At 41.0% G+C, this 12625-nt stretch carries 11 protein-coding genes; all 11 read right to left on the reverse strand.

All coding sequences use genetic code 11. The features are described 5' to 3' along the window. Positions 1-234: 234 nt before the first annotated feature. The 11 genes from VS868_RS04635 to VS868_RS04685 all read right to left on the reverse strand — a co-directional run bounded on the left by VS868_RS04635 (position 235) and on the right by VS868_RS04685 (position 12596). Positions 235-681: a hypothetical protein gene (locus VS868_RS04635; protein ID WP_345599347.1), complete on the reverse strand. Its 447-nt coding sequence runs from the start codon at positions 679-681 to the stop codon at positions 235-237. An 83-nt stretch (positions 682-764) separates the two neighbouring features. After that, positions 765-1304 carry a DUF3347 domain-containing protein gene (locus tag VS868_RS04640; protein ID WP_265164196.1) on the reverse strand — a complete coding sequence of 180 codons (540 nt, stop codon included), beginning with the start codon at positions 1302-1304 and terminating at the stop codon, positions 765-767. 50 nt (positions 1305-1354) lie between these two features. Next, positions 1355-3178, reverse strand: coding sequence for an efflux RND transporter periplasmic adaptor subunit (locus VS868_RS04645; protein WP_345599348.1), 1824 nt, complete (start codon positions 3176-3178; stop codon positions 1355-1357). Beyond that, positions 3171-4463: a TolC family protein gene (locus VS868_RS04650; protein ID WP_345599349.1), complete on the reverse strand. Its 1293-nt coding sequence runs from the start codon at positions 4461-4463 to the stop codon at positions 3171-3173. The genes VS868_RS04645 and VS868_RS04650 overlap by 8 nt, the downstream gene beginning before the upstream one ends. Further along, positions 4463-8299: an efflux RND transporter permease subunit gene (locus tag VS868_RS04655; protein ID WP_345599350.1), complete on the reverse strand. Its 3837-nt coding sequence runs from the start codon at positions 8297-8299 to the stop codon at positions 4463-4465. Before VS868_RS04655 ends, VS868_RS04650 begins: the two co-directional genes overlap by 1 nt. A 105-nt stretch (positions 8300-8404) precedes the next feature. Continuing rightward, entirely contained in the window at positions 8405-8800 is a 396-nt protein-coding gene (locus VS868_RS04660; RefSeq protein WP_189602863.1) for a hypothetical protein, read from the reverse strand. A 477-nt stretch (positions 8801-9277) separates the two neighbouring features. Then, positions 9278-9889, reverse strand: coding sequence for an AraC family transcriptional regulator (locus VS868_RS04665; protein WP_229793615.1), 612 nt, complete (start codon positions 9887-9889; stop codon positions 9278-9280). A 34-nt stretch (positions 9890-9923) separates the two neighbouring features. After that, positions 9924-10514, reverse strand: coding sequence for a DUF2911 domain-containing protein (locus tag VS868_RS04670; RefSeq protein WP_189602862.1), 591 nt, complete (start codon positions 10512-10514; stop codon positions 9924-9926). A gap of 18 nt (positions 10515-10532) precedes the next feature. Then, on the reverse strand, positions 10533-11318 hold the full coding sequence (locus VS868_RS04675) for a DUF6503 family protein (RefSeq protein WP_345599351.1): 786 nt from the start codon (positions 11316-11318) through the stop codon (positions 10533-10535). Between the two features lie 198 nt (positions 11319-11516). Continuing rightward, entirely contained in the window at positions 11517-11972 is a 456-nt protein-coding gene (locus tag VS868_RS04680; RefSeq protein ID WP_345599352.1) for a heme-binding domain-containing protein, read from the reverse strand. A 3-nt stretch (positions 11973-11975) separates the two neighbouring features. Further along, on the reverse strand, positions 11976-12596 hold the full coding sequence (locus VS868_RS04685; RefSeq protein WP_345599353.1) for a DUF3347 domain-containing protein: 621 nt from the start codon (positions 12594-12596) through the stop codon (positions 11976-11978). Between the last annotated feature and the right edge of the window lie 29 nt (positions 12597-12625).

Consider the following 12625-nt stretch of genomic DNA (forward strand, 5'->3'; position numbering starts at 1 on the left):
TTTCTTTTTCGTTTTCTTACTTGATTTTCTCCTTTGTTCCCTGTAAGATCTCATGAAAGATTTTTACGGTACTTATGATTCTAGACAGTTTCTAGTTTTAAATATTCCACCGGAATTGAACTATAATAAAACTCCGGTAATTCACGCATCGTGCCTGCCAATGGGCCGGTAAATAATGTGGGGGAGGGGTACGGTTAATTTACCGGCCCATATATGCAGGGCTTAATCTCTTATCTAACTTTTAACTTTTCCTGCTTCCAAAGCTCTTTTGTACGTAGCTTCCGATTTGTAATAGGCTACTGTGCCATTTTTGTTTAGCAAGACGATAAAAGCTTCAGATTTGTCAACTGCCTCGCCGGTTATAGGATCAACAGCCATACGGGCGGTTTTTTTTTCGTTAAGGGTTTCAACGCACATATTACAACAGCCATAGTAGATCTTACCATTTACACCTATTGGAATTTGAGCTTTGGCCATGTAAGCATCGTTGACCATACATACCAGGTCATTGGGTACCTGATCTCCAATTCTATAATTATGCTCTGCTTTCACAGCACTTTCTGCTACTGAATTAACCTCTGTTTGCGTTGTTTGCACTTTTTCTTTCTCTCCCGTATTACAACCGGAAAGAAACCCTATACCTATTACCGCAATTGCGAAAAATTTTATTTTAGCTTTCATATTTGTTGTGCCTGCTTTATGGACCGGATAAGTCATGAGGGGGGAGTAGGGCACAACCACCAGTCCACTTACGCAGGTCTTTTTTATTTTATTGTTTCTTGTATACTACCACACTTCAGCATTTTTCCTCCAAAAAATGGATTTTGAATTGCCTCTTCGTGGCTTAGCCAAAAACCTCCTGAGTTATTATTAGCCATTGGACAGCGCGCAAAATACAATTGGTTTTCCGCAACTTTGCCCTTTAGAAAATCAGCAAATTCACTGGAAAAATCCGAAAATGCAGCCTTTTGCGATTCCAGATTACGATTAGCAGCCAACTTTGTTGCGACTTTCTGTAATCCATCGGTCCCTTCTAACTTTGCAATAGAGTTGAGAAGTTGCTCTGCTTCCTTCTTTGCCAGTTCTTGATCAGACTTGAGTATTGCGGCTTTAAGGGTTAAATAGTCTTCATAAGCTGTAGTTATTTTTTCGTTATTAAATTTTGGGATTTTACTGTCCATCATTTTCATCTCACCCGACTCCATATTTTCGTGATCGTGGTGCATCATTTTCTTCTCCTGGCTATAACCCAGACTAACGGCTAATAGCAGTACTACTGCAGTTTTTACTTTTAAAGTTTTCATAGTTTTTAATTTTAGATATTCATATTTGATTTTCATTTATTACTTAATTCTTAGTTTATTACGGATTTCACTTCACCGCAGGTAAGCATAGCTTCTCCAAAAAACGGGTTCCTAATTTCTTCGCTGTTACTTAGCCAGTAGGCACCTTTGTTGTTATTGGCCATAGGGCAAAAGTTCACATACAACTTCTGGTTAGCTCCAAAAGCCTCGACAATCTTTATTAGTGGCTGTGAAAGGAAAATAAAGTTTTCACGTTTCCCTTCTATTGTAGTAGCCTCCTTACACAACCTCGTGTGTTTGAATAAGAAAGCCTTTTTTTCTTCCCAGAAATTCTTGGCATGACCAGAAAGGGAATTGCCATCAAGTTTATCAAGAGCAGCCAATAGCTCAGTACTCGATTCCTGTGTCTCATCTATATTAGCCCTTACCAGCCCTTCTTTAAGTTCCAGATAGGCTTCGATTACTTCATTAAGTTGGTTTTTGAAAGCTTTGGGGACATCTTTGCTCATGTCCATCACATCTTCCTGAACAAATTTTGAAGTTTTTGTTTGCTCCGGCATGTCGTTACCCTCTTCCATTTCCATTCCACCATGATTGTGTCCTGTCATGGCAGGACCACCTTCCGGGCTCATCATGCTCCGTTTCCCTTGCAGTTGCGCGGCAGCATCTACCTTAAATACGCCATTGGCCACAACTTCATCACCTGCTTCCAAGCCTTTAGTGACCACATACAAGTCCCCTGCCTCGGGTCCTAGAACTACTTCCCTAAACTCGAAGGTGGGCTCTTCAAACTCGGGCCTCCTTAAGTAGACAATGGCTCTTTTACCGGTCCACAGGATGGAAGATTTTGGTATAACGAGAGCGTTTTCTAAATTATCCAACTCACTGTTAATTACTCCCTGAGCAAACATATCCGGTTTGAGTTTTCCTTTAGGATTATCTACTTCAGTTCGCACCAAAGCTACCCTCGTTTGGGGGTTAATAACAGGATCAATAAAAGTAACAGTACTGGAAAAGGATTGTCCAGGCATCGAGGGTACAGAAAAAGTAACTTTATCTCCTTCTTTGATCCATGCAAGATCGCTTTCATAGGCATCATAAAGGACCCATACTTTATTTAAATTAGCGATATCAAAAAGCGGCTGACCTTCGCCCACATAATCTCCTTCACTTACATTTCTACTGGTAACGGTTCCAGACTGTGTAGAATAAATATCAAAATTATATTGCACCTTTCCATTCTCCTTAATATTCTGGATTTGCGTATCTGTTAAATCCCACTGTTTTAATTTCCTTACCGCAGCTTCTAAAAAAGAAGGATTAGTCTCTTTAAACCGTAAAGCCTCCAGGAGTTCCTTTTGTGCCTGTACTAACTCCGGGGAATAGATAGAGGCTAACCTTTCTCCTCTTCTTACTTCTTGTCCCGTGAAGTTCACAAATAACTTCTCAATACGTCCCGGAAAACGTGCAGTCACAGCCGAAACATTGCGCTCATCTGCGGTCACCCTCCCCGTAAGATATACCTCTTTAGTAGGTGAGCCTGCCTTTACAGTCACGGTTTGAATATCGGCAATTCTGGCTGCGGCTTCACTCATTTGTATCTCAGAGTCATTGACAGCTGCAGACGCTTTCACGGGTATTAATTCCATACCGCATATAGGACAATTTCCCGGTTCCTCCTGTCTAATCTGTGGATGCATTGAACAAGTCCAGATTTCTGATTCTCCTTCCTCATGAGCATGTGCTTCCTCCAGCTGATTTTCGGTGGTGGCTGAACTTTCTGATGTTCCACCAAAAAAAAGCCACCCCAAGAGTAGGCCTGCTGCTAAAAAGCCCAGCCCAACGTATATCATTTTTTTATTTATTTTATTCATAACCTTCTCCTATTAAGTAGTTTATTCTATACACATTGTTATTTCGTTCTGTTTTGGCCCTTGCCAGTTCCAAACCGTAGTTTAAAAGTTGGCGTTCCATTCGAATTATTTCCAAAACATTGTTTCTACCTGTAGATAGTTCTGTCTGGTAAAGCTCCAGTGATTGTTTGGCAATTGTTGTCAACCGATTGTAGAGTTCAACGTTTCGTACTGCGTCCACGTAATCGCGATACAACTGCTCAAGCTTTGTCTCCAATTCATTCTCCAGGTTTTCCTTTTTCAACTGCACTGCCTCTTGCTGCAGAATAGCTTCCTGGCGCATGGCTTTATACTTATTTCTGTAAAGCGGCACCCGTATTCCTACTTGTGGAAAAATAAATGCGTCCTGACCATTGTCTGGCAGTGCCATAGCCGGGTCTAAATCTGTTCTTGAAGCAATATTGGTATAGGTCCCCCCAAGAGTAAAAGATGGTAAACCCATTTTTTTGGCTACAGTGAGCTGCTCTTCGAAACTCCTCGCCTGATGTTCGAGTTGTTCCAGGCGAGGGTTCTCAGCTAAGATCATTTCCAGAAGTATACTCTTTTCATTTAGAAGCTGTTCCTCCCAAAGACTGTCAGGGAACCCAAGAGGCTCTTGTAGTTCTTCATTTAGTAACTCCTCGAACTCTGTAAGCAGGGGAATCCTGCTGTCCTTTAAATATGCTAGTCTGCTTTCCAACTCTTCCTCTTCCAGTTCAACTTGTAGAACAGAAGAAAAACCCGTTTTCCCGCTTTCGAACTGCACCTCAGCGATGCTCTTAAAGGAACTAAGCAGCGCCAGGTTCTCTTCTGTTACTTGTATCGCCATTTCAAGGTAATACAACTCTGTATAGGTAATTTTCACATCCCTAAAAAGTTCCAGTTTCGCATCTTCAAAAAGCTGTAGCCGTGCCTGCGCTCTTTCAGCCGCGACCCGCTCCTGGGCATCAAGGGTCCCAAACCAGGGGAACATTTGGCTAAAGGAAGCTGTAGCCTGTTGAGCTCCAACACGGGTTTCTACTGGTTGGATGAAATAGCCAAAACTTATCTGTGGATCTGGTAATGTTCCTTCCTGAACTACTTTTTCCAGCGCAGCGAGATATTCCTTGTAGAGGGATCTTATCTGCGGATTGTTTTCAGCAGCCAGTACCAGATATTTATCTAAATACCCGATTCCTATTTCTTCTTCCTGGGCGTGGGAGTTATTCGTCCACAAAGCGAGAAAAAACATGATTAAAGCGCCTATATTTATGATATTTTTTTTCATTACTTGTCTAATTCATTTATTTGTTGCTCCTGTAATTTAGGATTTGACCATTTCTTCTCTTGCCACATACTGTATAGGACGGGAACTACGAACATAGTTATTGTCTGGAACAACATTCCTCCAAATGTCGGGATGGCCATAGGGATCATAATATCAGACCCCTTCCCTGTGGATGTTAAAATTGGCATTAAAGCAATGAGAGTAGTTGCAGTGGTCATTACAGCAGGTCTTACCCTTTTGCTCCCTGCCATTACAACAGCTCTTCGAATGGAATTTTTGTCCGTCGTCTTTTCTTCAGCAAAAACCTGCTTTAGATAGGTTCCCATAAGTACGCCGTCGTCTGTTGCCACCCCAAAAAGGGCAATAAAACCTACCCAGACAGCAACACTTAAGTTTATAGGCCCTATTTGAAAGACCTCCCGCATATTTTCTCCAAGAAGATTGAAATTTAGGAACCACGTCTGGTTATACAACCAGAGCAGGATAAACCCTCCCGACAATGCCACGAAGACACCTGAAAAGGCCATTAATGTGGTCTGAAAGTTGCCAAACTGGAAGTAAAGCAGCAGAAAAATAGCTAACAAGCTAATAGGAATAACAATAGACAAAGTTTTTGCAGCCCTTAATTGATTTTCGTAGTTCCCTGCAAACTTGTAGCTCACTCCGGGAGGTACTACAAATTCTCCTGATTCAATTTTCTCATTGATCAGAGCTTGTGCATTTTCTACTACATCTACCTCTGCAACATCAGCCTCTTTATCAAAAATCACATAAGAGAGCAGGAAGGTATCCTCACTCTTTATGACCTGAGGGCCCTGTACATATTGTACTTCTACTAAATCTCCTAAGGGGATTTGAACTCCGGTTGGGGTTGGTACCAGGATGCTCTTAACATCTTCAGGGTTATCCCTGAATTCCCGGGCATATCTTAGCCTGACCCCATACCTTTCCCGACCTTCTACTGTAGTAGTCATAGACATTCCACCCACAGCAGCACTAATGATTCGCTGAACATCACCTATTGAAAGTCCGTATCGTGCAATGGCGCGCCTGTCGATTTCCAGCTCCATGTATGGTTTTCCCACAACTCTGTCGGCAAAAACAGATGGGGCTTTTACTCCAGGTACCTCCCGAAGAATATTCTCCATTTGTAACCCAACTTCTTCAATAGTCTCGAGATCTGGTCCAAAAATTTTCATCCCCATGGGGGCCCTCATTCCGGTAGATAGCATGATTAACCGAGTTGCAATTGGTTGCAGTTTAGGTGCAGAAGTCACTCCCGGCAAGCTGGTGGTTCCTACTATCTCATCCCAAATATCGTCAGGTGATTTAATATGGTCACGCCATTGTCGGAAGTATTCACCCCCGGGATCACCTATCAATTGAGAAACATCCAAATCCTCTCTTTCCATGGTTTCAGGATCAAAAACTTCCCCGTTCTTTAAAACGTATTGATCCTCATCGTTCACTTCAAATCGTTTACGACGTCCATTCTGATCCAGTACATATTCAGATTTATAATTTATAACATTCTCGAACATTGAAATTGGCGCAGGATCCAATGCTGTCGAAGCCCGACCCCATTTTCCCACCGTCATATCGACCTCGGGAATTGCAGTTACTCTCCTGTCAAGAATCCGAATGGTTTCAACATTTTCCTCTACACCGGAGTGAGGCATAGTTGTGGGCATCAATAAGAAAGATCCTTCTTCTAATGGGGGCATAAATTCTTCCCCCGCACCCGGGAAGGTCTCACTTATTCCCAGCCAAACCTCAGTTTGCCTTACGTTATATCCAAGTTTATCGAAACCTGTAGCAACAGGACTGAATATCTTATCAAAACCCTGCCAGGAAAAAAGCCCAAAGAGAATTATCATAATTGGCAGCGATAGAAATTTCCATTTATTTTCCAAAGCCCATCTTAGGATGGGTTGGTAATATTTTACCATCGCCATTAATAATCCCAGCACTATCGATATAATCCCTCCTACAAAAATTAAATTTGTAAATTCAGATTGATCTGCACCAAGTGGCAACCACTCTCTGTTTAAGAAATACAGGACCCCAACTAGTACAATTCCAATGTTGATATAGGTTGGGTATTTTCGCTTTTTCTCGGGCCATCGCGGCTCGAGAAGATTGTTCAGTCCCAGAGCTATAAACATGATTCCTACCCAGGCTACCTTAAACAACAGTAAAACTCCTAAAGCAATAAGGGCAAAATTCCAAATTCTCCGGGTTCTCTTTTTCCCAAAGTTCATGGAAAAGAGTCCATGCGCCAAGGCGGGGATCACAACGAGTCCCACAAACATCGCAGCAATAAGGGCAAAGGTTTTTGTGAAGGCAAGTGGTCCAAATAACTTTCCTTCCTGTCCTGTCATAGCAAAAACGGGAATAAAACTAATGACCGTTGTTGCCAGTGCAGTTAACACGGCTGAGGCAATTTCAACCGTTCCTTCGTAGATGACGGGCAATATAGGACGACCTTTATTATCAGGTAATTCAAGATGTCGCAGTATGTTCTCTGTGAAGATCACTCCAACGTCAAGCATGACTCCAATAGCAATGGCAATCCCGGAAAGGGCCACGATATTGGCATCTACTCCTGCATACTGCATGACTATAAATGTCATGAGTACCCCAATAGGAAGTAGACCTGAAATCATAATAGCTGCCCTTAAATTTAGAACGAGTACTATGACCACTATAATGCTAATCAAGATCTCCAGGATAAGTGCTTCCTCCAGAGTTCCTAAAGTCTCATAAATTAATCCGGAGCGATCGTAAAAAGGCACGATTGTAACTTTGGAGACAGTTCCGTCTGCCAGCGTCTTACTTGGCAATCCGGGAGCAATATTCTCTATTTCCTTTTTTACATTATCAATAACTGCGAGAGGGTTCGAGCCATATCTTGCGACAACCACCGCTCCTGTTGCCTCCGCGCCCCCTTTGTCCAGCCCGCCGCGCCTGGTAGCTGGCCCCATCTGTATCCTGGCCACATCTTTGAGGCGAATAGGAGTATTCTCATTGACAGCAACAACAGCTTCTTCGAGATCCTCCAGGCTTTCTATATAGCCCAATCCACGAACCAGATATTCTGCCCGGTTAAACTCAATGGTGCGTGCTCCTACATCCAGGTTACTTTCACGCACAGCCTCCATTATTTGTTTGACATTTACGCCGTAGCTTTTCATCGCGGTAGGATCAATTTCCACCTGATACTCCTTGACAAATCCTCCTATTGAAGCTACTTCAGATACACCTTCGGCAGCAGATAAAGAGTACTTGACATAAAAATCCTGAATAGTACGAAGCTCCTGAGGATCCCACCCCCCGGTTGGCTCACCGGTTTTTGGGTCTCTTCCCTCCAGAGTGTACCAAAACACCTGTCCCAATGCTGTAGCATCAGGACCCAGGGCGGGCTGGACGTCTGCTGGGAGTGTTCCGGCGGGCAGAGAATTTAACTTCTCAAGAATTCTCGAGCGGCTCCAGTAAAATTCCACATCCTCTTCAAAAATTATATAGATGCTTGAAAGACCAAAAAGGGAACTACTTCGAATAGTTTTTACGCCTGGCACTCCCAAGAGTGAAGTAGTAAGGGGATAGGTTATTTGGTCCTCGATGTCCTGAGGAGATTTCCCCATCCATTCGGTATAGACGATTTGTTGGTTTTCACCAATGTCTGGTATGGCATCCACTGGCACCGGATCCCTTGGCATCCAGTCTAAGTCCCAGTTAAACGGTGCTGTAGCTACTCCCCAGGCCATTAAGGCAACCGTAAGTAAAGCGGTCACCAATTTGTTCTCTAAAAAGAACTTTATAGTTTTATTAAGCATTTGGTTTTAATTCTGAATTAATACTCTTTTGAAGCTGCACGTTTGCAACATCAAAAAAACTCTGCTCCGGCGGTAAAGCACCAGAGCCTAAATATTAATTCAGAATCAAATTAAGAAGGTCTCGTTCAATATGTGGATTTCCTGAACGATTAAGGGAGGTATATACTTGACAAAAGGAATATCTTTCGCAGGCAGTTCTTCAAAAAGCCCGTTAAATGAATAAGCAAAACTTACAAGAAATACTTGCTGATCAAAGTTGAGATCATAAAAGGATATCTTCAAATCTTTCTGACCATCAATAGCTATAGAATCGTCAGAACAACCTTTCTCATCAGCTACTCCGGAATCATGTTCCATTCCGCAGGTATCAGCTTCAAAAAAGACTGATTGGTCCACAAGAAAATCACCGCAAAAGTGTTTATTCACAGTAAAGGACATTGTCGATAGGAACATTAAAAATGCCAGGACCAAAGATGATATTTTTAATAGGAAGGCTTTCATAACACTCTTCTAATTTCCTCTATTCATTAGCTAATTACCACTGAAATAAGGTTGAAATTATATTTGGAGCATTTTAATAATTCAATAACAAAAATAATTAATTGCTCTTTTTTCAAATATGATCAAAGTCATATTTTCCCTTTTCTCTCAGAATTCTAAACATAGGACGCATTTTCCTTATCCAGAATAAAGATAGCTCAAAAGGTTCAAAAAGCACTTTTAATATAACAGAAAAAACATTCACTATTAAGGGTTTGTAATTATTTAACAGTAAAGACTACGAAAAATGGTCATGAAAAGATTATAAAATATAGAAGAATCATATGACGTTTAGAAAAGAGAATATTTACTTTACCTAAATTACCAGTATCTAAAAATTGAGACAATATAGGCGGCCAAACCTTCTATTTTCCCATGGCTTTCAACAAAAAACTTATTGTAATGTTTCTTTTCACAAAAGATCAATTCCTTACTATCTCAGAACCTATTGAGATCTGTTTTACGTTTTTCTTCTTTATTTTTATAATCCGAAGGAGTTACACCAGTAGCTTTTTTAAAGTGGGTTGATAGGTAGGTAGCACTGCTATACCCCATTTCATGAGCAATCTCTAAAACAGTTAGCTCGTTATACTCCAATAACTCCTTTATTCTTTCTATCTTTATTTCACTATAAAACTTCTGAATATTTTTCCCTTCAAGTTTTGTGAAAATATGGGTAAGATGGCTATAGTCGTAGTGTAGACGGCTGGTCAATAGATCTGAAATCTTCTGTTTCCCAAAATCTTCCTCCTTGTAAACCCGCGCAATGATTATTGATTTTATCTGGTTCACCAGGCGTTCATTTTTTTCGAAAATGAGCTCAAATCCCACTTTACGTAACTCTTCCTGAAACAATGTGAACTCAAAATCTGAGAGACTCCTTTCCAACTCTGCCTCTCCCAAAGACACTCTTTTGAAAGGAATTTTTAATGTAGTCAGTATTTCTCTTACGCTCCTTTTGCATCGCTGGCAAACTACATTTTTAATCTGAATAACTCTATGATTTTCAATATTCATAGAATTCCTGTCAATTAAAATTTCCTTTTTCATGGTTGATGGTTGGTTAGTTCTTTAGGTTTTATACTTAGTCATTCATCCTTTGTTCATCTGCACTGACTTGAAAAGGAATACTAATTTTCTTTCTTTCCCAAGTGAGAGAAATTACTCCTTCATCATTTTCTATTTTTTGAACTTCATAAGTCAGTGCCTCCTGGACATTCTCCAGCGTCTCAGAATGAACTTCCAAAACAACTACATTTTCTTTTTCATCATATTCATCCTTTCCATGCTGATCCCAACGGGAATTGAACATGACTTTCCAATTTTCTTTACCGGGAACTGTAAAAAAAGCATACTTCCCGGCAGGCAATATTTCATCACCAATTACCAAATCCTTATTGGTTTCTATCCAGGTCGCTTTATGAGCTCCGGCCTGCCAAACTGTGTTGTAGCCTACCAGTCCGCCAAAAATTATCCTGTCACGCACGCGTGGTGAAGAATAATCTATATGAATATGAGCCCCATCAATTATGGCCATGGTACTGGTATGCGGACTTAACACCTCTTTGTTTTGTGTTGTCACCTTTTCGGCCTGGTGGTTTTCATGTTGCGCCTGCATCCCACTTGTGGAAAATAATACAAGCAGCACGTAAATAATATATTTTGTGGTTTTCATGGAAAATGTTGTGTTTAATTAATTGTTTTTATTAATGCTTACGCTAATATTTTCAGTTTGGATATCAGAGAAAAATTCCAGTTTTCCTGCTTCATATAGGGAGTCCAAATCACGTAACGGTGTGGAAAACTCTTTGGCTTTATAGTTTTGGTAATCTACGAACCTGATTCCTTCTACCACCCTGGGATTCAACGCTTTCCTGAACCTTATTCCCCCGTCATTGGTAAAAAACCTATAAGCTAAATAATCTACCGTGAAATTTTCCTTGTGGATCCAGTATAAGAACTCATCCTCAAAATCTGTCCCTCCACCTTCCTCACGAAAGGTAACTTTAACTTCGTAATAGGTCTCCCCTTCCACCTCACCTTCCCCCAACAGTTCTTTGTTGGCCGCAGGCGAATTGAGCACAAAAGGCACCTGGACAAAATAATGAACAGAATTTACCCCATCACTTATCCGGGTGACCATCGAATCTGGAACAGTAGCAGCTTTGCTGTTTACAAAACGTTTCAGACCCTCATTGCTTAGAACATCATGTGTGGTGTTACCGGCGGAATCCTTTACAATACGCTCCAACCGGAAGATGTCCCCATTGCGTTTACTCTTATATCTCCTGTTCCTAAAAGTGAAATCGATTTCAGCATTTACATAGTTTTCTCCACCGGAGGCCTCAATACTTTTCTCTATAATTTTCTCACCTTCTGATTTTTTTTCGGAAGTGCCACAAGACAGCGATAATACTGAAACCAGTATAGCAGTTAGAACTGTATTTTTGTGAAAGGTGTTCATTTTGATTTCTCCCATTTTAAAGTACTTAAATTCGATCCCTATGAAAAGTCCCAGATAACGATGGGCTTTCCTCAATTTTACCCCTGTTTTTCTTTTGACCAATAATTATAATTTTTATTTGTTGCTGAAAACTTTTTATAAAGACCCTGCACCTGAAGTGTTAACTAATTAAACAGACAATTTCCAGGCACAGGGCCGGGGGATTATTTTCTTTTACCTTACTTCCATGGCCAAAGAATCCATCCAAACTGTGAATTTTTCCTTCTCCTTGTCAGAAAGTTTCGCATCCCAATGCACCAGGGTATATGATTGCAAAGGCATTTCCCCATCTTTCACCTGGCTGCTTATAGAGCGCAACTTACTTCTTTGCCGCCGGGAGGAATATTCCCCAAATTCACTAAAATTCAAATCTGCCTTGCCTTTTTCAATATGGTCGTTCAAATACCAGGTAAACGGCTGGATCTTATTATACCATGGATAATTGGTATTATTGCTATGGCAGTCATAACAAGAGGTTTGCAGGATGGTATTGATGTTTTCCGGCACCTCATAAACCTCCGTAAAATCTGATTTAGAAATATAATCAGCCTGATTGCGGTTTGTGGGGATAAACTGTATCCCCACAAAGGCAACCAATAAAACCAGACCGATGATCTTTAGGAACTTCATTCGTTAAATTTCCTTCTGGACCTCTCCACAGCTAAGCATACTTTGCCCAAAATAAGGATTCCTTATTTCCTCACTGGTGCTTAACCAAATCCCACCTTTATTGTCGTTGTACATAGGGCAAAACTGCTGATAGAGCGTTTCGGGGGAACCGGTAATGGCCAGCATATCGACCATGTCAATGCTCATTAGTTCAAAATGCTCCCTTTGGTGTGCCATATCGCTATAGGAAATATGATCGGCGTGTTCCTTGGCGCTTTCAATAATTTCGGTTAGCTCCTGCTGTTCGGCAGCTTCATAACCGCTCCTATCAAAATTTTCAAAAGCTGTTACGAGGCTTTCACCGGCTTGCGCAGCCCCCTCCGAATTATCGGCTACCAGGGCATCTTTTAATTCAAGATAATCATTAATAATAATTCCGGTTTGTGAATCCTGGTTTTCACTGCCAGGCATATCTTCGGAAGTTTGTTCCCCATCTTCCATCATTTCTGAACCTTCGCTCATATTTTCATGGTCCATTCCTGAATGGTCAACGTTTCCTTCTTCATTGTTGTTTTTACAGGATACTGCTGTTAAGCTCGCAATTACTAGCATTGCAATTCCTAAGTTAACTTTTAGATTTTTCATTTTTGAATTGTTTTAAACTGATATTAATT

Source organism: Salinimicrobium sp. 3283s (assembly GCF_039602225.1).
Taxonomy (GTDB): Bacteria; Bacteroidota; Bacteroidia; order Flavobacteriales; family Flavobacteriaceae; genus Salinimicrobium; species Salinimicrobium profundisediminis.

Coding starts and splice junctions, on each gene's coding strand:
- VS868_RS04635 (WP_345599347.1), bottom strand. CDS start 681: ATGAAAGCTAAAATAAAATTTTTCGCAATTGCGGTAATAGGTATAGGG.
- VS868_RS04640 (WP_265164196.1), bottom strand. CDS start 1,304: ATGAAAACTTTAAAAGTAAAAACTGCAGTAGTACTGCTATTAGCCGTT.
- VS868_RS04645 (WP_345599348.1), bottom strand. CDS start 3,178: ATGAATAAAATAAATAAAAAAATGATATACGTTGGGCTGGGCTTTTTA.
- VS868_RS04650 (WP_345599349.1), bottom strand. CDS start 4,463: ATGAAAAAAAATATCATAAATATAGGCGCTTTAATCATGTTTTTTCTC.
- VS868_RS04655 (WP_345599350.1), bottom strand. CDS start 8,299: ATGCTTAATAAAACTATAAAGTTCTTTTTAGAGAACAAATTGGTGACC.
- VS868_RS04660 (WP_189602863.1), bottom strand. CDS start 8,800: ATGAAAGCCTTCCTATTAAAAATATCATCTTTGGTCCTGGCATTTTTA.
- VS868_RS04665 (WP_229793615.1), bottom strand. CDS start 9,889: ATGAAAAAGGAAATTTTAATTGACAGGAATTCTATGAATATTGAAAAT.
- VS868_RS04670 (WP_189602862.1), bottom strand. CDS start 10,514: ATGAAAACCACAAAATATATTATTTACGTGCTGCTTGTATTATTTTCC.
- VS868_RS04675 (WP_345599351.1), bottom strand. CDS start 11,318: ATGGGAGAAATCAAAATGAACACCTTTCACAAAAATACAGTTCTAACT.
- VS868_RS04680 (WP_345599352.1), bottom strand. CDS start 11,972: ATGAAGTTCCTAAAGATCATCGGTCTGGTTTTATTGGTTGCCTTTGTG.
- VS868_RS04685 (WP_345599353.1), bottom strand. CDS start 12,596: ATGAAAAATCTAAAAGTTAACTTAGGAATTGCAATGCTAGTAATTGCG.